Source organism: Mesorhizobium sp. NZP2298 (genome assembly GCF_013170825.1).
Lineage (GTDB): Bacteria > Pseudomonadota > Alphaproteobacteria > Rhizobiales > Rhizobiaceae > Mesorhizobium.
Map to the genome: position 1 here is coordinate 393,157 of NZ_CP033365.1, position 22,815 is coordinate 415,971.

A 22,815-nucleotide genomic window follows, 5' to 3' on the forward strand; every position below is an offset into this window, starting at 1 on the left:
GCAGCTTCTATGCTTCATCCATCATGCGGGCCGTGCCCGAAACCCTGATCGAGCTGCCTGTCTCGCGCGAGATATCGGCGTGCAGGCGCGAGCGCATGCCCATGTCCTCGCCTTGCACGACATCGATCGCGCCGCCATGCGGCCAGCCGATGTCGCGCAGATAGCCGGCGAAGGCCGCCGTCGAGGCTCCCGTCGCCGGGTCCTCGTAGACCCCGCCGGAGGCAAAGGGATTGCGCGTGTGGAAAAGCCGTGGCGTTTCGGCATAGGCAAGCAGGATCGTCACCAGCCCTTCGCCCCGCATCAAGGCCTGGCCGGTTTTCAGATCGTAGCGCATGGCGGCCAGTGCCTCGCGCGAGTTGAGGGCCAGCACAAGGTGGTTCGCGCCGCCATGGATCAGCGCCGGCGGAATCGCCGGATCGAGATCGGTCGCGGCATAGCCGAACAGCGCCAGCGCCCCGGCGATGAGCTTCGGCGGCGCCGGCTTGCTGCGTGTCGGCGGCGACTGCAACGCGGCGGCGATCGTCGCACCATCGCGAAAACCCTCGACGGTGATGCTGGCCTGGTTGAGGATCAGCGGGAAAATCCCATCGCCGAAACGCCGGACAAGGGCGGCCCCCAAGGCGATAGTGGCGTGACCGCAGAAGGGAACCTCGGTTTCCGGCGAGAAATAGCGAACCCGCCACTTGTCCCCATCCGGCGCGGCAAAGGCGGTTTCCGAGAACCCGACCTCCGCTGCCAGACGCTGCATCTCCCCCGCATCGGGCAAGACGTCGCCTATCAGGACCCCGGCAGGATTGCCGCCGGTGTTGCCATCCGAGAAGGCCGCGATTTTCAGGACGTCCATCTATCCTCACCTCATGCAGGAACGCCGGGTGGATACCGCAAATGCACTTTTCCTGCGATTGAAAACAAGGCAGGCCAACGAGCAGCCTTTGGCTAACCGGCCATGACCTTGTCCTGCTGGGCCTGACGGTTGGCATTTGAGGGCGCGTTGTGCACCACCAGCGCCGTCATGATCTCGGCGGCGGCAAGTGCTGCGATGACTGGCGGACGCTTGTCCTTGACGGCATCGCCACCGATCGGCGAGACGAGGCGGGAGAATTCGGCTTCGCTGCCTTCAGCCGACTTCAGGAACCAGTTCTTGAACGTCGCTTTCTTGGTCTTCGAGCCGATCATGCCGACATAGGCAGCGTCGTTCCGTTTCAGCGCCTCGGCGACGATCAGGAAATCCAGTGCGTGGTCGTGGGTGAGGATCGCGAAGGCCGTGCCGGCGGGGGCGTTTCGCACCTCGGCCTCGGGCATCGGCGTTAGCCGCGTCTCGACGGTTTCCGGCATGTCTTCCAGCGCCTCGGCCCGTGTCTCGATGACGACGCCGTGCACGGGAAGGAGCGCGATCGTCGACGCCAGCGCCTGGCCGACATGGCCACCGCCGAAGATGTAGACGTGCGGCAGATGCGCTTCCTCGGCTTCAGCTTCGGCAATCAACCTCTGTTCGATTGCCCTGTCGATCAGGCGGATCAGCACCTCGACGCGGCCCCCGCAGCACTGGCCAATCTCCGGTCCGAGCGGAACGTCGAGGGTGGCGGCGAAGCCGCCGGGTGGAGTCCGCGCGGCAGTGCTCGACGTCCTTGCGGTGCCTTCTGGGAGGCCCCTCTCTGGCCGCTTCGCGGATTGCCCTTCGCCATGGCTCCGGACGCTCGTCGCTGAAAAAGCCAAATCGTTGGCTTTTTCTCGGCCTTCGGCCGACTGCTCCTCTCCCCCCTCAAGGGGAGAGAAGAGCATCTGCCGGGCCTTGTCGATGGCCATGTATTCGAGCTGGCCCCCGCCGATCGTGCCGAAGATCGCCGTTTGCGAGACGAGCATGAAGGCGCCCTTCTCGCGCGGCGTCGAGCCTTTGGTGCCGGCCACCTCGACCAACGCGACCCGGCCGGCGCTGGCGAGAAAGGCTTTCAGGCTTTGCACTTTCAAATTCATCGTTCGCATTCCCGTGCGGGAAACATAGGGTTTTTCGGCCTGAATTGCACGTTTTGCCGGATTCAGGCCTTCGCCTCGCCTTTCAGCCGCTCGATCGTCATCAGCACGCGCTCCGGCGTTGCCGGGGCATCGAGACGCGGACAGATCCTGTGGTCAGCGACGCTGGCCACCGCATCCGACAGCGCGTGCAGCACCGACATGCCGAGCGGAAAGGGCGGCTCGCCGACCGCCTTGGAGCGGTGGATCGTCGGCTCACTCGCTTCCGGCCAGTCGGACAAGGTGACGTTGAAGATCTTCGGCCGGTCGGAGGCGAGCGGGATCTTGTAAGTCGATGGCGCATGGGTGCGCAGCCGGCCCTTGTCGTCCCACCACAGTTCCTCGGTCGTCAGCCAGCCCATGCCCTGGATGAAGCCGCCCTCGATCTGGCCGAGATCGATGGCGCGGTTCAGCGAACGGCCGGTCTCGTGCAGGATATCGGTGCGCTCGACCACATATTCGCCGGTCAGCGTGTCGACCGAGACTTCCGAGCAGGAGGCGCCGTAGGCGAAATAGTAGAAGGGGCGGCCCTCGCCCTTGTCGCGGTTCCAGTGGATTTTCGGCGTCTTGTAGAAGCCCGCCGCCGAGAGCTGGATGCGCGCCATATAGGCCTGCTTGACGAGATCGGCGAAGGCGATCTCCTGGTTGCCGATGCGCACCCGGTTGGGCAGGAACAGCACCTGATCGCGCGATACCTGGTATTTCTCGGCGGCGAAATCGGTCAGCCGGTCCTTGATCTGGCGGGCGCCATTCTGTGCCGCCATGCCATTGAGGTCGGAACCGGACGATGCCGCGGTGGCCGAGGTGTTGGGGACCTTGCCGGTGGTGGTCGCGGTGATCTTCACCTGGTCGAGATCGATCTGGAATTCTTCCGCCACCACCTGCGCCACCTTGAGATAGAGCCCCTGCCCCATCTCGGTGCCGCCATGGTTCAGATGCACCGAACCATCGGTATAGACATGCACCAGCGCGCCGGCCTGGTTGTAGTGCGTGGCGGTGAAGGAAATGCCGAACTTGACCGGCGTGAGCGCCAGGCCACGCTTGATGAAACGGCTGTTGGCGTTGAAGGCCGATATTTCGCGCCGCCGCCGTACATAGCTGGCGCTCTCCTCGAGTTCGGCGACGATGCGCTGGATGATGTTGTCCTCGACCGTCTGGTGGTAGGGCGTGATGTTGCGGTCGCTGGTGCCATAGAAATTCTTCTTGCGGATCTCGAGCGGATCCTTGCCGACTGCGAACGCAACCTCGTCGATGACACGTTCGGCGCCGACCATGCCTTGCGGGCCGCCGAAGCCCCGGAAGGCCGTGTTCGACACGGTGTTGGTGTAAAGCGGCGCCGATTGCGCGTGCACGGCCGGCCAGAAATAGGTGTTGTCGCAATGGAACAGCGCGCGATCCGTCACCGGGCCTGACAGATCCGACGAGAAGCCGCAACGCGCGGCGAACATGAAATCGACACCGAGAATGTTGCCCTCGCCGTCGAAGCCGACTTCGTAGTCGACGAGGAAATCGTGACGCTTGCCGGTGGCGATCATGTCGTCGTCGCGGTCGGGCCGGATCTTGACGGCGCGATGGTGTTTCTTGGCGGCGATGGCCGCGAGCGCGGCAAACTGGTTGCCTTGCGTTTCCTTGCCGCCGAAACCGCCGCCCATGCGGCGGATCTCCACCGTGATGGCATTGCTGGGTACGCCCAGCGCATGGCTCACCATATGCTGGACTTCGCTGGGATGCTGGGTGGAGGAATAGATGGTGACGTCCTGATCCTCGCCGGGAACGGCCATGGCGATATGGCCTTCAAGGTAGAAATGCTCCTGGCCGCCGACGCGCATCTTTCCCTTCAGCCGGCGTGGCGCCGCCTTGATCGCAGCGGCGGCATCGCCGCGCTTCAAGGTAAGCGGCGGCGTGACCAGCTTGTCCTTCCTCGGATCGAGCTCGCCAATGTCGGTGACGAAGGGCAATTCCTTGTACTCGACCTTGGCCAGCCTGGTGGCGCGGCGTGCCTGTTCGCGGGTTTCGGCGATAACGCAGAAGATCGGCTGGCCGAAGAATTCGACCTTGCCGTCGGCGAGCACCGGCTCATCGTGCCGGCCGGTCGGCGAAATGTCATTCTCGCCCGGCACATCCTTTGCCGTCAGCACATCGATGACTCCGGAAGCGGCGCGCACCGCCGAAAGGTCCATGCGGGTGATGGTGGCATGCGCGGCGGCCGAGAGCCCGAGGCAGCCATGCAGCGTACCTGCCGGTTCCGGCATGTCGTCGATATAGACGGCGGTGCCGCTGACATGCTTGTGGGCGGAATCATGCCGCTGATCGGTGGCAACGCCGCCAGCGATCTTCTCGGCCTTGAGATTTGACGTGGCATGCTTGTTCATCAGGCAGCCTCGTTGCGTGACACCTGGAATGGTGCCCTGGTGCCGGTGGTTTCGACGAAGAAGCGCAACAACAGGTTTTTCGCGGCCAAAGCCCGGTATTCGGCTGACGCCCGCATGTCGGTGAGCGGGGTGAAATCCCTGGCGTATTCGGCCATCGCCGTCTCGACCGTCTCTTCGGTCCAGGGCTTGCCGAGCAGAGCCTGTTCAACGAACGACGCCCGTTTTGGCGTCGCCGCCATGCCGCCATAGGCGATGCGCACGTCGGCGACCGTACCGTCCTTGGCCAGCGTCAGGAAAAAGGCGCCAAGGGCAGCCGTGATGTCCTCGTCGCGGCGCTTGGTGATCTTGTAGACGGCAAAGTTCGTGCCCTTGGCCGGAACAGGGACATGTACGGCCTCGACGAATTCGCCCGGCTGCCGGTCCTGCTTGCCATAGGCAATGAAGAAGGTTTCCAGCGGGATCGTGCGCCGCTTCTTGCCCTTGCGCAGCGTCAGCCGCGCGCCAAGCGCGATCAAGGGCGGTGGCGTATCGCCGATCGGCGAGCCGTTGGCGATGTTGCCGCCGATGGTGCCCATGTTGCGCACCTGTTCGCCACCTATGCGGTCGAACAGCGGCCCGAGCGCCGGGATGCGTTTGGCCAGGGCCGAGAAGGCTTCAGTGTAGGTGACGCCGGCGCCGATCGATATGACGCCCTTGTCCTCGGAGAGGGTGCGCAGCCCGTCGAGATTGCCGATGAAGATCACCGGCGAGATGTCGCGCATGTGCTTGGTCACCCACAGGCCGACATCGGTGGAGCCGGCAACGACCGTGGCGCCGGGTTCCTTGTCCAGCACGGCGGCGAAGTCATCGACATTGGCCGGCACGATGAGACGCTTCGTGCCCGAGCCGATCTCGACACGGGCGCCGTCATGCATGGCTTCCAGCCTCGCCGTGATCGCCTTGCGCTCCACCGCCAGCGGATCTTTTGCCGACTTGCCGTAGCTGGAGACGGCGTGCGCCGCGCGCATGATCGCCTCATAGCCGGTGCAGCGGCAAAGATTGCCTTGCAGGGCCTTTTCGATGGCCGCGTTCGATGGGTCTGGAGACTTCATCCACAGGCCATAGAGCGACATGACGAAGCCCGGCGTGCAAAAGCCGCATTGCGAGCCATGGAGATCGACCATCGCCTGCTGGACGGGATGCAGCTTACCGGGCTCGCCACGCAGATGCTCGACCGTCACGACATGAGTGCCGTCGAGCGAGCCGAGGAAGCGGATGCAGGCATTGACGCTTTCATAAACCAGCCCGCCGGCGGAGAGCTTGCCGACAAGCACCGTGCAGGCGCCACAATCGCCCTCGGCACAGCCTTCCTTGGTGCCGCGCAGCGAGCGGTCGAGCCGCAACCAATCGAGCAGGGTCGCGTCGGGTGCAACCGACGACAGCACGACATCCGTGCCGTTCAGGATGAAGCGGATTTCGTTTCGAACGGTGACCTTGGCCATGCCTCAGCTTCCTCTGTAGGTCGAATAGCCATAGGGCGAGATCAGCAAGGGTACATGATAGTGCACCGCCTCCGCCATGCCGAAGCGGATCGGCACGCTGTCCAGGAAAGCGGGCTCGGGCAGCTTTGTGCCCTGGCCGCGCAGATAGTCGCCAGCCGCGAACACCAGTTCGTATTCGCCGGTGCGGAACTCAGGGCCTACCAGCAGCGGCGCGTCGCAACGGCCATCGGCATTGGTTGCGACAGTCTTCAGATGTGTCCTGTCCGAACCGTCGAGACGATAGAGTGCGATCGACAGTCCGGCCGCCGGCTTGCCGGTGGCCGTGTCCAGTACATGGGTCGTCAGGCGCCCGCCATCGGCTTTCGACGTTTCAGCCATTGGCCGCCTCCCATCCAGGTACATCAGAACAACAGTGATGAATTGTGCGCCAATTAAAGGCGATGCATAAGTCCCGGTCGAGCGGAGTGCGACAAAAACACTTTCAAAAATTTTCGGGGGAATGCGAGAAGCACCCTTTCGATATCCTGATCACACTGCGGGCAATGCCCGGCGGGAGGGACGATGCGTTACGAAAGAGACATGCGCGGCTATGGAGCCAATCCGCCGGATCCGAAATGGCCTGGCGGTGCGCATGTCGCAGTACAGTTCGTGGTCAATTACGAAGAGGGCGGCGAGAACTGCGTTCTGCACGGAGACAAGGCGTCGGAAGCTTTCCTGTCGGAAATCGTCGGCGCCGCACCCTGGGTGGGCCAACGCCACTGGAACATGGAATCGATCTACGAATATGGCGCGCGGGCCGGCTTCTGGCGGCTGCTTCGCCTGTTCAGCGATGAGCAAGTGCCTGTAACCTGCTACGGCGTCGCCACCGCGCTGGCACGCTCGCCCGACCAGGTCACGGCCATGCAGGACGCCGGCTGGGAGATTGCTTCGCACGGGCTGAGATGGATCGATTACCGCGACCACAGCGCCGCGGACGAGCGCGGCGATCTCGAAGCGGCGATCAAGCTGCATTACGAGGTGACGGGCCAGCGCCCGACCGGCTGGTATACGGGCCGCACCTCGGTCAACACGGTGCGGCTGGTCGCCGAGGAGGGCGGCTTCGATTATGTTTCCGACACCTATGATGACGAACTGCCTTACTGGTTCGAGCATGCAGGCGGCACGCAGCTCATCATCCCCTATACGCTCGACGCCAACGACATGCGCTTCGCCACGCCGCAGGGCTTCAATTCGGGCGACCAGTTCTTCGCCTATCTCAAGGACAGTTTCGACACGCTCTATGCCGAAGGCAAGGCAGGACGGCCGCGCATGATGAATATCGGCCTGCATTGCCGGCTCGTCGGGCGTCCTGGCCGGGTGGCGGCGCTGAAGCGCTTCGTCGACTATGTGAAGTCGCACGACAAGGTCTGGCTGGCACGGCGCATCGACATCGCCCGCCACTGGCAAGAGAACCATCCCTACAAGCCGGCGGCGCTCAGACCGTCGAAGATGGAATTCGAGACATTCGTCCACACGTTCGGCGGCGTGTTCGAGCATTCGCCGTGGATTGCCGAACGTGCCTATGAACTGGAACTGGGTCCGGCGCACGACACGGCAGGGGGTCTGCACAATGCGCTTTGCCGCGTCTTCCGTGCCGCCAGCGAAACCGAGCGGCTCGGTGTGCTCAACGCCCACCCAGACCTTGCCGGCAAGCTGGCCAAGGCCAAGCGGCTGACGGCGGAATCGACCCGGGAACAAGCCTCGGCCGGCCTCGACGCACTGACGGACAAGGAACGCGAGCTGTTCTCCAAGCTCAATGCCGCCTACGTCACCACCTTCGGCTTCCCCTTCATCATCGCGGTGAAGGGCAAGACCAAGGAGGAAATCCTGGCGGAATTCGAGGCGCGCATCGGCAACAGCCGCGGCGTCGAATTCGAAACCGCCTGCAAACAAGTCGAGCGCATCGCGCTGCTCCGCCTCAAAGACATGCTACCGCAATAGGTTTGAACCATGGATACGATCAGGATGCCCGAGCGAACCTATTATGCGCCGCATGGCGGCCATTCCGGCCAAACCGAGTTGCTGACCGGCCGAGCCGTCTTCACCGAGGCCTATGCCGTCATCCCCAGGGGCGTGATGCAGGATATCGTCACCAGCGCCTTGCCGTTCTGGGACAAGACCCGCGTCTGGATCCTGTCGCGACCGCTGTCCGGCTTCGCCGAGACGTTTTCGCAATACATCGTCGAGGTCGCGCCCGGCGGCGGCAGCGAGCGGCCGGAGCCCGATGCCGGCGCCGAGGGCGCCCTGTTCGTGGTCGAAGGCGAATTGACGGTCATGCTTGCTGGCAAGAAGCATGTCTTGCGACCGGGCGGCTTTGCCTTCCTGCCGCCGTCCAGCGGCTGGACAGTGCGCAACGAAAGCACGGCTGCTGTCCGATTCCACTGGATTCGCAAGGCTTACGAAGCGGTCGACGGTCTCGATACGCCTGAAGCCTTCTTCACCAACGAGCAGGATATCGCGCCTTCGCCGATGCCTGGCACCGAAGGCCGCTGGGCCACGACACGCTTCGTCGATCCGGCCGATTTGCGCCACGACATGCACATGACCATCGTCACGCTCGAGCCCGGCGCCGTCATTCCTTTCGCCGAAACGCATGTGATGGAGCACGGGCTCTATGTGCTGGAAGGCAAGGCGGTCTATCGCCTCAACCAGGACTGGGTCGAGGTCGAGGCCGGCGACTATATGTGGCTGCGCGCCTTCTGCCCGCAGGCCTGCTATGCCGGCGGCCCCGGCAAATTCCGCTATCTGCTCTACAAGGACGTCAACCGGCACGCCAAGCTCGGCGGGGCTGGCATCGGCGGTCGCTCGCGGTGACCCGGCCCATCTTGGCTCATATCGTCGCGCGGCCGCTGACCCGTGAGGCCTTTGCCCCCTTCGGCGATGTGATCGACATGGGCGGGGACAACCACTACCCGATCAATGGCGGCAAGGCCGAGCGCTACCATGACCTGGCGACCGCCGAGGCGGCGGGACCGAACGCGCGCGTGCTGATCTCCATGGTGCGCGGCACGCCTTACGAGATGCCGCTGAAGCTCACCATGGTCGAGCGTCACCCTTTCGGCAGCCAGGCCTTCATTCCGCTGTCGCCGCGCCCGTTCCTGGTCGTCGTCTGCCATGACGGCAAGGAGGGGCCGGGCGAACCGCATGCCTTCATCACCGCGCCGGGACAAGGCATCAATTATTCCCGCAACCTCTGGCACGGCGTGCTGACGCCACTCGGCGAAGCTCAGGATTTCCTGATCGTCGACCGTGGCGGCGACGGCTCCAACCTCGAAGAATTCCATTTCTCGCACGCCTACGAGATCCATCTCCCTTGATTTTTGCGCATGTCGCCACCCCAAAACCGGGGGCACTTTGGCCGGCATGCAGCAGGAGACCGTCATGACCGACATTTCACTGATCGACCGCCTGCTCGACGTCATCGAGCACGACATCGTGCCGAAGACGGCGGAAGGTGTCGCCCACGGCAACAAGCTGTTCGGTGCGGCGATCCTGCGCAAGGACGACCGTTCGCTGGTGCTGGCGGAGACCAACAACGAGATCGAAAACCCGCTCTGGCATGGCGAGGTGCATTGCCTGAAGCGTTTTTACGAAATGCCCAGGGCTGAGCGTGTCGACCCCAAGGACGCGCTGTTCATCGCCACGCATGAACCCTGCTCGCTCTGCCTGTCGGCGATCACCTGGACCGGCTTCGACAATTTCTACTACCTCTTCAGCCACGAGGATTCGCGCGACAGTTTCGCCATCCCGCATGATCTGAAGATCTTGAAAGAGGTCTTCACCCTCGACCCCGGCGGCTACAATGCCGAGAACGCCTACTGGAAGAGCTTCTCCATCCGCAGGATGGTGAGGGCGCTGCCTGAGGCCGAACGCCAACGGCTGGAGACGCGCATCGGCGCGATCTCGGCACGCTATGACGAGCTGTCCGAAGTGTACCAAGCGAGCAAGACCGAGAACGACATTCCGCTAAATTGAGAGAATGAAGCGGTAGCAGCACAGGTCGCATATTTCGCTGCTCCAGTCGCGAATGGCGATTGAAAGTTGCCGTGCCGCAGGGCGTTATGCGCACCATGAAAACCATCACCGAATTCCCCCGCAAAGTCGTCGAATTTCCTGATATGGGCATTGTCATGCCGGATGGGTGCCGGCTGTCCGCGCGGGTGTGGATGCCGGAAGATGCCGGCGACGATCCGGTGCCTGTCATCCTCGAGCATCTGCCCTACCGCAAGCGCGACGGCACCATCTTTCGCGATCAGCTGACGCATCCCTATTTTGCCGGCCACGGCTACGCTTCGATCCGCGTCGACATGCGCGGCAATGGCGATTCCGAAGGGCTGATGGACGACGAGTATTCCGAGCAGGAATTGCAGGACGCCTGCGACGTCATCGCCTGGGCGGCGGCCCAGCCCTGGTGCAACGGCAATGTCGGCATGATGGGCATCTCCTGGGGCGGCTTCAACTGCCTGCAGGTGGCGGCCAAGCAGCCGCCTGCGCTGAAGGCGGTGATCAGCCTGTGTTCGACCGTCGACCGCTATGCCGACGACATCCACTACAAGGGTGGTTGCCTGCTGATCGAGAATTTCGGCTGGGCCTCGACGATGTTGTCCTATTCGTCGCGGCCGCCGGATCCGCTGATTGCCGGCGACAACAGATGGCGGGACCTGTGGCTGACCCGGCTGGAGAACCAGTCGTTCCTTGCACCGCTGTGGCTGAAGCACCAGCACCGCGACGCCTACTGGAAACGCGGTTCGATCTGCGAGGATTTTTCCGCCATTCATGCCGCCGTGCTGTCGATCGGCGGCTGGCATGACGGCTACCGCAACACGATCTCGCACCTCGTGACCAACATCGAGGCGCCGGTAAAGGGCATCGTCGGTCCGTGGATCCACAAGTATCCGCATTATGCCGGCCCCCAGCCGGCCATCGGCTTTCTGCAGGAGGCCCTGCGCTGGTGGGACCATTGGCTGAAGGGCGCCGAAACCGGCGTCGAGAACGATCCGGCCTACCGCGCCTATGTGATGGACAGCGTGCGCCCGGCACGTTGGCACCCGGAGCGGCCAGGCCGCTGGGTGGCCGAGACAGAATGGCCCTCGCCCACCATCAAGATCCAGACGATCGATCTGCTCCCCAAGGGGAGCCAACCTGCCATCGTCGCCTCGCCGCAGAATTGCGGCCTCGCCGGCGGCGAATATTTTCCATTCACCTTCGGACCGGAATTGCCGGGCGACCAGCGCCCCGACGATGCGCTGTCGGTCTTTTTTGATCAGCCGCTGCTCACCGAGGCGATCGACATCGTCGGCGCGCCGGAAGTTGAGGTCACGTTCTCTTCCGACCGCCCACAGGCCAACATCGCGATCCGGCTGTGCGACGTGCATCCCGACGGCGCTTCGGAGCTGATCTCCTACGGCGTGCTCAACCTGACGCACCGTGCGTCGCACGAATTCCCGCAGGCGCTGGTGCCGGGCCAAGCCGTGTCGGCGCGCGTCGTGCTCGATCAATGCGCCTATCGCGTGCCGGCGGGCCACCGGCTGCGCATCGCGGTATCGAACGCCTACTGGCCTGTCATCTGGCCCTCACCGCAGCCGGTGCAACTCGCCTTGTCGGCAGCGACGCTGGCCCTGCCGCTGCGCCCGCCGGCGACAGGCGACGAAACGACGTTCGCCGAGCCGGAAGGTGCTGCGCCCTGGGCCACGGAAACGGTCCGGCCCGCCAATTCCGAACGCCATGTCGATCGCGACGAAAAGACGGGGATCGTCACGCTTTCCATATCTGATGATTTTGGCGAGGTGCGCGATCTCGATCATGGCCTGGTCAACGGCAGCATCGCCCGCGAGACCTGGGCGATCCATCCCGACGATCCGCTGTCCGCCTCGGGAAAAACCCATTGGACCCAGACCCTGTCGCGGAATGAATGGTCGGTCCGCACCGAGACATGGGCAGAGATGCGGTCGGACGCGGAAAACTTCATCGTCAGCGCCAGAATCGAAGCCTATGAGGGTGAAAAAATCGTCTTCGAGCGCAATTTCGAGGAAAAGATTCCACGCGCGCTCGTTTGAGATCCCAAGACGTTGGTCCAAATGCGACGTACGATTTACGCCACGGCATGTCGCATTCGGTCTTGCTTACGGCATTGGCTTACCGTCATTATTCAGGGAGAATTAAAAACAAAAATCGACCGTAGAGTCGAACCAACAGAGTGAGGAACTCAATTATGTCAAACGAACTGGAATTCCTTAGCCGGCGTGTTGCAGCGGGCAAGCTGAGCCGTCGTGACTTTCTCGGCAGGGCGGCGGCACTCGGCATCGCCGCACCTTTCGCCAACTCGCTTCTTTCAAGTGCGGCGCGCGCGGCAGGCCCGGTCAAGGGCGGCACGCTGAAAGCCGGCCTGGTCGGCGGTGAATCCACCAACAGCCTCGATCCGGCACTGATGATGACGCAGGTGCCGTTCGCCTTCGGCAAGTGCTGGGGTGAAATGATCGTCGAGCTGTCCCCCGACGGCAAGCTCGAGAATCGCATCGCCGAAGACATCGGCTCATCCAAGGACGCCAAGGTCTGGACGCTGAAGATCCGCGACGGCGTCGAGTTCCACAACGGCAAGACCGTGACCGCCGAGGACGTGGCCGCCACGCTCGAGCGCCATTCGGACGAGAAGTCGAAATCCGGCGCGCTCGGCTACATGAAGGGCATCGAGACCATCAAGGCCAGCGGCAAGGAAGTGGTGCTGACCCTGAAAGAGGCCAACGCCGACCTGCCCTACCTGCTCAGCGACTATCACCTGATCGTCCAGCCCAATGGCGGCAAGGACAAGCCTGATGCCGGCATCTCGGCCGGCCCGTACGTGGTCAAGACCAATGAGCCCGGCGTGCGCCATGGCGGCGAGCGTTTCGCCAACTACTGGCAGGGCGACAAGATGGGCCATGCCGACCAGATCGAAGTCATCGTCATCAATGACGCGACGGCGCGCACGGCGGCCCTGCAGGGCGGCCAGGTCAACATGATCAACCGCGTTGAGCCGAAGATCGTCGACCTGATCAAGCGCGTGCCGGGCGTGACCATCCGCAACCATGCGGGTCCGGGCCACTATGTCTTCATCATGCATTGCAACACGGCGCCGTTCGACAACAACGACCTCAGAATGGCGCTGAAGCTCGCTATCGATCGCGAGGAGATGCTGACCAAGGTGCTGCGCGGTTATGGCTCGCTCGGCAACGACTTCCCGATCAACGCCGCCTATCCGCTGTTCACCGAGATCGAGCAGCGCAAGTACGATCCCGACAAGGCCAAGTTCCACTACAAGAAATCGGGCCATGACGGCACCGTGCTGCTGCGGACCTCGGACGTTGCCTTCCCCGGAGCGGTCGATGCCTCCCAGCTCTTCCAGCAGAGCGCGGCCAAGGCCGGCATCAAGATCGAGCTCAAGCGCGAACCTGGCGACGGCTACTGGAACGAGGTCTGGAACAAGCAGCCCTTCTGCGCTTCCTACTGGGGCGGGCGTTCGACGCAGGACCAGATGTACTCGACCGCCTATCTGTCGACCGCCGACTGGAACGACACGCGCTTCATGCGTCCGGACTTCGACAAGATGGTGCTGGCGGCGCGCGCGGAACTCGACGAGGCCAAGCGCAAGCAGATGTACCACGACATGGCTGTGCTGGTGCGCGACGAAGGCGGCCTGATCCTGCCGATGTTCAACCAGTTCATCGACGCCACCGGCGCCAAGGTCGATGGCTGGGTGGACGATCCGCACCAGGAACTGATGAACGGCTACGCCCTGGCGAAGTGCTGGCTGCAGGCCTGAGTCCGGCTTTGCAGAGATGTCTTCACCCATCCTGAAACTAATCGCCCAGCGCATTGCGCTGGGCATCCTCCTTCTGTTGGCCATATCGGTCCTGATCTTCGCCGGCACCCAGATCCTGCCCGGCGACGTCGCACAAGCCATTCTGGGACAATCGGCGACACCGGAGTCGCTCGCCAATCTGCGCGAGCAGCTCGGGCTGAACGATCCGGCCTATGTCAGGTATTTCCATTGGCTCGGCGGTGTGCTGACCGGCGACCTCGGCACGGCCATGTCGAGCGGCCAGGATATCGCCACCTCGATCAAAGGCCGGCTGTGGAATACGCTGTTCCTTGCCTTCTGGGCGGCGATCGTGGCGGTGCCGCTGGCGATCATCCTCGGCCTGATCGCCGTGCGCTACCGCAATGGCTGGGTCGACAAGCTGATCTCCGGGCTGGCGCTCGCCTCCACCTCCTTCCCCGAATTCTTCATCGGTTATCTCCTGGTCTATTTCTTCGCCGTGAAATGGCAGATCTTCCCCGCCATCTCGACCGTCTATGACGGCATGCCGTTCGGCGAGCGGATGCAGGCCATCGCGCTTCCGGCGACGGCGCTCACCCTGGTGGTGCTCGCCCATATGATGCGCATGACCCGCGCGGCGATCCTCAACGTCATGCAGTCGGCCTATGTCGAGACGGCGGAGCTCAAGGGCCTTTCGGCCTTCGCGGTCATCCGCAAGCACGCCTTCCCGAACGCGATCGCGCCGATCATCAACGTCGTCATGCTCAATCTCGCCTATCTCATCGTCGGCGTGGTCGTGGTCGAGGTGATCTTCGTCTATCCCGGCATGGGCCAGTATCTGGTCGACCACGTCACCAAGCGCGACGTGCCGGTGGTGCAGGCCGTCGGCCTGATCTTCGCCGCCGTCTACATCAGCCTCAACATCATCGCGGACATAGCGGCGATCGTCGCCAATCCGCGTCTCAGACATCCAAAGTGAGGGGGCGGGCATGCTCGATATAAAACGCATCCCCATCCCCGCGCTGATCGGCCTGGTGCTGACCGCCCTGTTCGTGCTGGCGGCGGTCTTCGCACCGTTGATCGCCCCGCACGGCAATGCCGAGATCGTCGGCGACGTCTGGGAGCCGATGTCGGCAACGCATTGGCTGGGCACCGACAATCTGGGCCGTGATCTCTTGTCGCGCATGATCTACGGCGCCCGCATCACCCTGTTCATCGCCGTGCTGGCCACCGCGCTGTCCTTCTCGCTCGGCGCCATACTCGGTTTCTCGGCGGCGGTGTTCGGAGGCTGGTTCGACACGATCCTGTCGCGTCTCGTCGACCTGCTGATGTCGATCCCGACGCTGATCATGGGTCTGGTCGTGCTCTCCGTGCTGCCGACGAACCTGGTGACGCTGATCCTGGTCATGGGCATCCTCGACTCGACACGCGTCTACCGCCTGTCACGCGCGGTCGCCGTCGACATCAACGTCATGGACTATGTCGAGGCGGCAAAACTGCGCGGCGAAGGCAGTGCCTGGATCATCTTCCGCGAGATCCTGCCCAATGCGCTGTCGCCACTGGTTTCGGAACTCGGCCTGCGCTTCATCTATGCGGTGCTGTTCCTGTCGACGCTGTCCTTCCTCGGCCTTGGCGTGCAGCCGCCGGACGCCGACTGGGGCGGCATGGTCAAGGAGAACAAGGACGGCATCGTCTTCGGCATTGCCGCCGCGCTCATTCCGGCGGGAGCGATCGCGGCGCTCGCCATCTCGGTCAACCTTGTCGCCGACTGGATCCTCAACCGCACGACAAGCCTGAAGGGAGGACGCGGGTGATGGCCGACAGCAAAGCGAAACCCGGCGTGCTGCTCGATATCCGCAACCTGCGAATCGAGGCCACGGTGTACCCGCCCGGCGAGGCGCCAAAGAACATCGTGCTGGTGCACGATGTCTCGCTGACGCTGGAAAAGGGCAAGGTGCTGGGCCTGATCGGCGAGTCCGGCGCCGGCAAGTCGACCATCGGCCTGTCTTCCATGGGCTATGGCCGCGGCGGCGTGCGCATCACCGGCGGCGAGGTGATCCTCAATGGCCGTGACATCCTGAAGGGCGGCAAGGAAGGCTTCCGCAAGCTGCGCGGCCGCGAGGTCTGCTATGTCGCGCAATCGGCGGCCGCCGCCTTCAATCCGGCGCACCGGCTCATGGACCAGGTGGTGGAAGCCACGCTGCTGCACGGCACGGCGACACGCGCCGAGGCCGAGAAGCGAGCGGTCGCGTTGTTCAAGAAGCTCAGCCTGCCAAACCCCGAAACCATCGGCGAACGCTTTCCGCACCAGGTCTCGGGCGGCCAGCTGCAGCGCGTGATGACGGCAATGGCGCTGTGCTCGGAACCGGACCTGATCGTCTTCGACGAGCCGACGACGGCGCTCGACGTGACGACACAGATCGACGTTCTGGCGGCGATCAAGGATGCCATCCGCGACACCCATGTGGCGGCGCTCTACATCACGCACGACCTTGCCGTGGTCGCCCAGGTCTCCGACGAGATCATGGTGCTGCGCCACGGCCGGCTGGTCGAATGGGGCGGCACAAGGCAGATCATCAAGGAGCCGCGCCAGGAATACACCAACGCGCTGGTCTCGGTGCATGAGATCGAACATGCCGAACAGAAGCCGGGCGGGACGCCGTTCCTGTCGGTGAAAAATGTCACCGCCGCCTATGGCGGCGGCCAGGTCAAGGTGCTGAAGAACGTTTCGGTCGATATCTATCCCGGCCAGACGCTGGCCGTGGTCGGCGAGTCCGGCTCCGGCAAGTCGACGCTGGCGCGCGCCATCACCGGACTTCTGCCGCCCGAGCAGGGCAATGTCACCTTCGATGGACGCCCGCTGGCCAACCGGCTTGCCGACCGGCCGAAGGAGGATCTGCGCCAGTTGCAGATGATCTACCAGATGGCCGACGTGGCGATGAACCCGCGCCAGACCGTCGGCACCATTATCGGCCGCCCGCTCGAATTCTATTTCGGCATGCGCGGCCGAGAACGCGACAAGCGCGTTGCCGAACTGCTCGACGAGATCGAGATGGGCAAGGGTTTCCTTGACCGCTATCCGGCCGAGCTTTCGGGCGGCCAGAAGCAGCGCGTCTGCATCGCGCGCTCGCTTGCCGCCAAGCCGAAGCTGATCATCTGCGACGAGGTCACCTCGGCGCTCGACCCGCTGGTGGCCAATGGCATCCTGAAGCTGCTGCTGAACCTGCAGCAGCACGAAAAGGTCGCCTATCTCTTCATCACCCACGACCTGGCGACGGTGAAGTCGATCGCCGATTCGATCGCGGTGATGTATCGCGGCGAAGTGGTGCGCTACGGCTCGAAGAGCAAGGTTCTCACACCGCCCTTCGATGCCTATACGGACCTTCTCTTGTCGTCGGTTCCGGAAATGGAGATCGGCTGGCTGGAAAAGGCCATCAAGGGGCGGCGCATGGCCAGCGCGGGGAACTGAGCAATTCCGGAAGGCGAGCGGGTTTCCGCTCAGCTAAAACAAAGGGATGGACTGAAGCGGCTGGCCGGGGAGCGACCATCGTCATCAGCATGCAACACTAGGGCGCCACAGGTCCTTCCGGACGGGCGGCGCCGGTGTGACGTTATTTTCAACAAGGGGTAGGACATGAAGACTGAACTCGACCATCTCGCTGAGCTCGCCGGCCAGGGCCGGATATCACGTCGCGACTTCCTTGGCCGCACCGCGGCGCTGGGTGTGTCGGCGGCGCTGGCAACGACGCTGGCCGGGAAAGCCTTCGCACAGACGCCGGTCAAGGGCGGCATCCTCAAGGCCGGCCTGCAGGGTGGCGAATCGACCAACAGCCTCGATCCGGCGCTGAACCTCAGCCAGGTCACCTACAGTTTCGGCAAGCAGTGGGGCGAATATCTGGTCCGGCTGATGCCGGACAACAGCCTGACCAACATGATCGCGCAGGAGATCGGCGCTTCCAAGGACGCCAAGACCTGGACGATCAAGGTGCGTGACGGCATCGAGTTCCACAATGGCAAGACGGTGGCAGCGGAAGACATCGCAGCCACGATCGAGCGCCATGCCGACGAGAAGTCCAAATCCGGCGCGCTCGGCATCCTCAAGAACATCAAGGGCGTCAAGGCGAGCGGCAAGGAAGTCATCGTCACGCTCGGCGATGCGGACGCCGACTTCCCCTACCTCATGGCCGACTACCATCTCGTCATCCAGCCGAATGGCGGCAAGGACAATCCGAATGCCGGCATCAGCGCCGGCCCTTACAAGGTCACTGTCAACCAGCCCGGCGTGCGCCATGGCGGCGAGCGCTTCGCCAACTACTGGCAAGGCGACAAGCTGGGCCATGCCGACCAGATCGAGATCGTCGTCATCAATGACGCGACGGCGCGGCTGGCCGCGCTGCAGGGCGGCCAGGTGCACATGATCAACCGCGTCGAGCCAAAGGTCGTCGACCTGGTCAAGCGCATCCCGGGCGTCACCATCGAGAACGTGTCGGGCAAGGGCTACTATCCGTTCAACATGTTCTGCGACACGGCGCCGTTCGACAACAATGACCTTCGCATGGCGCTCAAGCTCGCCATGGACCGCGACGAATTGCTGGAAAAGATCCTGCGCGGCTACGGTTCGGTCGGCAATGACTTCCCGATCAACGAAGCCTACCCGCTGTTTTCCACTGACATCGAGCAGCGCAAGTTCGATCCGGAAAAGGCGGCGGCGCTCTACAAGAAGTCGGGCCACAGCGGCTCCATCCTGCTGCGCACCTCCGACGTCGCCTTCCCCGGCGCCGTTGACGCGGCCCAGCTTTACCAGCAGAGCGCCGCGAAGGCCGGCATCAAGATCGAGATCAAGCGCGAGCCGGGCGACGGCTATTGGTCGGAGGTCTGGAACAAGCAGCCCTTCTCGCTCTCCTACTGGGGTGGGCGCGCCACGCAGGACCAGATGTATTCCACCGGTTACGTTTCGACCGCCGACTGGAACGACACGCGCTTCAAGCGGCCGGAATTCGACAAGATGCTGTTTGCGGCGCGCGGCGAACTCGACCAGGCCAAGCGCAAGGCGATCTACCACGACATGGCGGTGCTGATGCGCGACGAAGGCGGCCTGATCGTGCCGTTCTTCAACCAGTTCATCGATGCCGCCGCCACCAACAAGATCAGCGGGTTTGCCAAGAGCCCTATCGGCGAAATGATGGACGGCTACGCGCTTGGCGAGTGCTGGCTCAACGCTTAGTCGAACCCTGCCTGCCTGATTCACGTGTAAGAACGCCGTGTGCCCGAAACGGCACGCGGCGTTCCCGTTTCAACTGCTGGACATCATGGAGCTGCCCGTGGCGCTCAAATCCAAACTTCTGCTAATCATCCTCGATGGTGTTCCCTACAGGAACTGGCGCCGGCTGATGGGCAATCTCGAGGGCTGGGTGCAATCGGGCGAGGCACGGGTCTGGAAGATGCGCTCGGTGCTGCCATCGACCTCAGCCTGCTGCTATGCTTCCATCCACACCGGCGTGTCGCCGCAGGTGCATGGAATTCTTTCCAACGAGAACCGCTTCCGGGTCGCGCAGCCCGACATTTTCTCGGAAGTCAGCAAGGCGGGCGGCAAGACCGGCGCTGTGACGCACTCCTACTGGTCGGAATTCTTCCGGTCCTATCCGTTCGACCTGGTGGAGGACATGGAATATGACGAGCCCGGTGGTCCGATCACGCATGGCCGGTTCCACACCATGACCGGCTACAATGCCCGTAACCAGATGACGCCGAGCGACGTCGACCTGTTCGCAACGCTGACCATGCTGACGAAACGCCACGGCATCGACTACGGCATCCTGCACACATGCACGCTGGACTCGATGGGCCATCGCTTCGGCCACGACTGCCACGAGATGGACCATGCCGTCTATGCGATGGACGGCATGCTGGCAGCCTTCCTGCCGGGCTGGATCGAAGCCGGCTACGAGGTCATGGTCACGGCCGACCACGGCCAGACCGACCGTGGCCACCATGGCGGCCATGACGACGAAATGCAGGATTTCGCGCTGTATTATTTCGGTTCGGCGAAAGGCCCCGAGGGCGATACGCTGCTCGACCAGTTGCAGCTGGCGCCGACCGTGTTGAGCCGGCTCGGCGTGCCGGTGCCGGCGACGATGAAGGCGAAGACGTTCTTGGGGTGAGCGCGACTTTCCCTTCTCCCCTTGTGGGAGAAGGTGGCCTCGCGAAGCGAGGTCGGATGAGGGGTGCTCCAGCTTGGCGACGACGGCACTCCGTCACCCCACCCCTCATCCGTCTCGGCGCTGCGCGCCGATCCACCTTCCCCCACAAGGGGGGAAGGAAGAGGCGCCCCTACTGGCAACCTCCCCTTTCTTCAGTTAGCCTCCGCGAATTCCTTGGCGGAGGATGAACCTTTTTGGACCGATCAGCGACAGAGCAGACAGGAGCCAGGCGGCTCGACCGGTCATGACGGCAGCGACGGATACCGATCGCGCGCTTGTCGACCGGGTCGCGAAGGGCGACCGTGCCGCCGTGCGGCTCCTGTTCATGCGTCACCACGCGCGCGTATACCGCTTCGTGACGCGCCAGACGGGATCGGAAATGATGGCTGACGATATCGCGAACGAAGTCTTCCTCGAATTGTGGCGACAGGCGCCAGGCTTCGAGGGACGCTCCGAAGTCTCGACATGGCTGCTCGGCATCGCCCGGTTCAAGGCGCTGTCCCTGCTGCGCAAGAAGAAGGAAGACTGGATCGACGATGAGGCCGCTGCCGCGGTGCCCGACAGCGCCGACACGCCGGAGGTCGTCACGATGAAAGAGGACAAGGCCGCCGCCTTGCGCCGCTTTGTCGATGCCTTGCCCGAAGAGCACCGCACGGTGATCGACCTTGCCTATTATCACGGACAGTCGGTGACCGAGATCGGCGAGGTGCTCGGCATCCCGGTCGCGACCGTCAAGACCCGGATGTTCTACGCCCGCAAGAAACTCGGAGAGGCCCTCAAGGCCGCCGGTTACGACAGGGGGTGGCCATGAGCGCCGCTGAAAAAATGTCGCGCCGCGACGAAATGGAAACGCTGCTGCCGTTCTACCTGAACGGCTCGCTGGAAGGCTCGGAGCTGGAAGCCGTCGAAGAATGGCTGGCGACAGATCCAGCCGCAATGGCAGCCCTTGGCGAGGCGGAGGCCGAATTCTCCGGCGTATCTGCCGCCAATGAGGCGATCCGTCCACCGGCCGATGCGCTCAGCCGCTTCGCCAGGGCACTCGACGCCGAAGCGGGACCGGCACGGGCACCGGCAGGCTCCTCCTGGCTGGCGCAGGCCTGGGGGCGGTTCATGGCGGTGCCGGTCGGTGTCGCCTGGGCCACGGCCGCGGTTTTGCTGGCCCTGATCGCGGTGCAGTCCCTGGTGCAGCCCGGCGGCAAGGGCAAGGACTTCGAGATTGCCGGCGCCCAAGACGACCTGGCGAAAATGCCGTTCGCGCTGGTCAAGTTCAAGCCGGATGCGAAGATATCCGATATTTCGGGCTTCCTCGGCAGCAGCGGGTTGAAGATCATTGGCGGGCCGACCGCCGATGGCGTGTTCCGGCTCGGCATTCCCGCGGCCAACGCAGCCGACTACACCAAGCAGCTCGGCCTTATTGCTGCCCAGCCGTTCACCGAGACTGTGATCGAGGGAAGGAAACCGGCTGATGGCGGCTGAGGCGGTCATTCGATTTGCGGTGATCCTTGCGGCGGCGATGACAATCGCCGCAGTGCCTGCATCGGCACAGACCAACGACACCACTGGCGACCAGACAAAGATCGACTGCCGCAACGGTACCAATGCGGCAGGAGCCGACTGCGCCAAGGACAACGAAAAGGACGGTGCGGGGGCGGCGCGGCCCGGCGCCGTCTTTCTTCCGGCCCTGATCGTCGACCTCTTTCCCAATCCCGCCGAAACTCCGGTGCCCGTGCCGACACCCGCACCGCGCCAGGATCCGGGTACGCCGCCGGCCGCCCCCGCCGATACGCAACCGGGAACCTCGGCCGGTGGGCCGATCGTTTCGCCCACCGATCTCATCGCCGTTCAGCCGCAGCGCGCGGTGGTGGGCGATTTCGTACCCGACGAGGTGCTGGTGACCGTCGACGGCGATGCCGGCGCCGTGCAGCAGATCGCCGCCTCCTTCGGCCTTCAGGTTCGTTCGCAGCGCCAATCGCGGCTGCTCGGCACCACGCTGGTGCGTTTCGGCATTCCCGACGGCCGCCCTGTCGGCGTCGTGCTGGCACAGCTTGCCGCCGACGGCCGCACGCAGCGCCGCGAGCCCAACCACATCTACTCGCTGCAGCAGGCCGCCGGCATCGTCAACTATGCCTTCGATCGCATCGCGCTCGACGCCAAGCAAGCCAGCGGCGAAAACGTTCGTGTTGCCGTTATCGATACCGGCATCGACGACACCAATCCGGCACTGGCCGGCGTCATCGCCGGTCAGTTCGACGCAATGCCCGACGTGCCGATCGAAAAGCGCGACCATGGTACTTCGATCGACGGCCTGATCGCCGGCGTCGGCGCGCTTGGAGGCATGGCGCCGGGCGCCAGGATCTACCACGCCCGTGCCTTCGAAGGCGGCAAGTCGACCATGGACGTCATCCTGTCGGCACTCGACTGGGCGGCCGAGCAGAATGTCAGCATCATCAATATGAGCTTCGTCGGGCCGAAGAACGGCCTGCTCGGCGCCGCCTGCCGCAATGCACGGGCACTCGGCATGGTGCTGGTCGCCGCCGCCGGCAATAACGGGCCGAAGGCACCCTATGGCTATCCGGCCGCCTTCGACGGCGTCATCGCGGTGACCGCGACCGACGCCAAGGACGCTCTGATGCCGCAGGCCAACCGTGGCGCCTATGTCTTCATTTCGGCGCCCGGCGTCGAGATGGTGGCGCCAAGCGGCGCCGGCTCCGATGTCGTCACTGGCACCTCGTTCGCGGCGGCGATCGTGAGTGGCGCCATCGCCAATCTCCTCCATGCCGCGCCCGGGCGCTCGGCCGACGACATCGAGAAAGCACTGGCGGCGACAGCGAAAGATCTCGGCCCCAAGGGGCGCGACAACGACTTCGGCTACGGACTGCTGGACATCAAGGCGGCCGAAGCGGCGAAGGAGTGAGCCT

19 protein-coding genes are annotated in these 22,815 nt (G+C 63.8%); 14 read left to right on the forward strand and 5 right to left on the reverse strand.

Annotation, left to right across the window (positions count from 1 at the left end):
* Positions 1–7: 7 nt before the first annotated feature.
* From EB231_RS01775 to uraH, 5 genes are all read right to left on the reverse strand, one after another.
* On the reverse strand, positions 8–844 hold the full coding sequence (locus EB231_RS01775) for a PhzF family phenazine biosynthesis protein (RefSeq protein WP_172347330.1): 837 nt from the start codon (positions 842–844) through the stop codon (positions 8–10).
* Between the two features lie 92 nt (positions 845–936).
* Positions 937–1,974: a xanthine dehydrogenase accessory protein XdhC gene (gene xdhC, locus EB231_RS01780; RefSeq protein WP_172347331.1), complete on the reverse strand. Its 1,038-nt coding sequence runs from the start codon at positions 1,972–1,974 to the stop codon at positions 937–939.
* A 62-nt stretch (positions 1,975–2,036) separates the two neighbouring features.
* Positions 2,037–4,382, reverse strand: a complete 2,346-nt coding sequence (gene xdhB / locus EB231_RS01785) for a xanthine dehydrogenase molybdopterin binding subunit (protein WP_172347332.1) — start codon at positions 4,380–4,382, stop codon at positions 2,037–2,039.
* A complete protein-coding gene (gene xdhA, locus EB231_RS01790; protein ID WP_172347333.1) occupies positions 4,382–5,863 on the reverse strand; it encodes a xanthine dehydrogenase small subunit in 1,482 nt (493 codons plus the stop codon). Before xdhA ends, xdhB begins: the two co-directional genes overlap by 1 nt.
* Positions 5,864–5,866: 3 nt before the next feature.
* Positions 5,867–6,241 (reverse strand): hydroxyisourate hydrolase, encoded by a 375-nt coding sequence (gene uraH, locus EB231_RS01795; protein WP_172347334.1) that lies wholly within the window; start codon positions 6,239–6,241, stop codon positions 5,867–5,869.
* Positions 6,242–6,424: 183 nt separating this feature from the next.
* Between uraH and puuE the strand changes: the two genes are divergently transcribed.
* The 14 genes from puuE to EB231_RS01865 all read left to right on the forward strand — a co-directional run bounded on the left by puuE (position 6,425) and on the right by EB231_RS01865 (position 22,811).
* A complete protein-coding gene (gene puuE / locus EB231_RS01800; RefSeq protein WP_172347335.1) occupies positions 6,425–7,843 on the forward strand; it encodes an allantoinase PuuE in 1,419 nt (472 codons plus the stop codon).
* Between the two features lie 9 nt (positions 7,844–7,852).
* Positions 7,853–8,716: a bifunctional allantoicase/(S)-ureidoglycine aminohydrolase gene (locus EB231_RS01805; protein WP_172347336.1), complete on the forward strand. Its 864-nt coding sequence runs from the start codon at positions 7,853–7,855 to the stop codon at positions 8,714–8,716.
* Positions 8,717–8,727: 11 nt separating this feature from the next.
* Positions 8,728–9,219, forward strand: a complete 492-nt coding sequence (locus tag EB231_RS01810; protein WP_172347337.1) for an ureidoglycolate lyase — start codon at positions 8,728–8,730, stop codon at positions 9,217–9,219.
* 46 nt (positions 9,220–9,265) lie between these two features.
* Positions 9,266–9,877: a nucleoside deaminase gene (locus tag EB231_RS01815; RefSeq protein WP_172347338.1), complete on the forward strand. Its 612-nt coding sequence runs from the start codon at positions 9,266–9,268 to the stop codon at positions 9,875–9,877.
* A gap of 95 nt (positions 9,878–9,972) precedes the next feature.
* A complete protein-coding gene (locus tag EB231_RS01820) occupies positions 9,973–11,958 on the forward strand; it encodes a CocE/NonD family hydrolase (RefSeq protein ID WP_172352780.1) in 1,986 nt (661 codons plus the stop codon).
* Between the two features lie 155 nt (positions 11,959–12,113).
* Positions 12,114–13,700 carry an ABC transporter substrate-binding protein gene (locus tag EB231_RS01825; protein ID WP_140770197.1) on the forward strand — a complete coding sequence of 529 codons (1,587 nt, stop codon included), beginning with the start codon at positions 12,114–12,116 and terminating at the stop codon, positions 13,698–13,700.
* A gap of 16 nt (positions 13,701–13,716) precedes the next feature.
* The gene (locus EB231_RS01830; RefSeq protein WP_027055608.1) at positions 13,717–14,676 is read left to right on the forward strand and encodes an ABC transporter permease; all 960 of its coding nucleotides are present in this window, start codon (positions 13,717–13,719) and stop codon (positions 14,674–14,676) included.
* A 10-nt stretch (positions 14,677–14,686) separates the two neighbouring features.
* Complete coding sequence (locus EB231_RS01835) at positions 14,687–15,511, forward strand: ABC transporter permease (protein ID WP_056569126.1); 825 nt, start codon at positions 14,687–14,689, stop codon at positions 15,509–15,511.
* Positions 15,511–17,166 (forward strand): ABC transporter ATP-binding protein, encoded by a 1,656-nt coding sequence (locus EB231_RS01840; protein ID WP_172347339.1) that lies wholly within the window; start codon positions 15,511–15,513, stop codon positions 17,164–17,166. The genes EB231_RS01835 and EB231_RS01840 overlap by 1 nt, the downstream gene beginning before the upstream one ends.
* Positions 17,167–17,331: 165 nt before the next feature.
* A complete protein-coding gene (locus EB231_RS01845) occupies positions 17,332–18,921 on the forward strand; it encodes an ABC transporter substrate-binding protein (RefSeq protein WP_140770201.1) in 1,590 nt (529 codons plus the stop codon).
* A gap of 97 nt (positions 18,922–19,018) precedes the next feature.
* Positions 19,019–19,858 (forward strand): alkaline phosphatase family protein, encoded by an 840-nt coding sequence (locus EB231_RS01850; RefSeq protein ID WP_206681889.1) that lies wholly within the window; start codon positions 19,019–19,021, stop codon positions 19,856–19,858.
* A 283-nt stretch (positions 19,859–20,141) separates the two neighbouring features.
* Positions 20,142–20,708, forward strand: a complete 567-nt coding sequence (locus tag EB231_RS01855) for a sigma-70 family RNA polymerase sigma factor (protein WP_172347341.1) — start codon at positions 20,142–20,144, stop codon at positions 20,706–20,708.
* Positions 20,705–21,373, forward strand: coding sequence for an anti-sigma factor (locus EB231_RS01860; RefSeq protein WP_172347342.1), 669 nt, complete (start codon positions 20,705–20,707; stop codon positions 21,371–21,373). The genes EB231_RS01855 and EB231_RS01860 overlap by 4 nt, the downstream gene beginning before the upstream one ends.
* Positions 21,363–22,811, forward strand: coding sequence for a S8 family serine peptidase (locus EB231_RS01865; protein WP_172347343.1), 1,449 nt, complete (start codon positions 21,363–21,365; stop codon positions 22,809–22,811). The genes EB231_RS01860 and EB231_RS01865 overlap by 11 nt, the downstream gene beginning before the upstream one ends.
* Positions 22,812–22,815 lie beyond the last annotated feature (4 nt).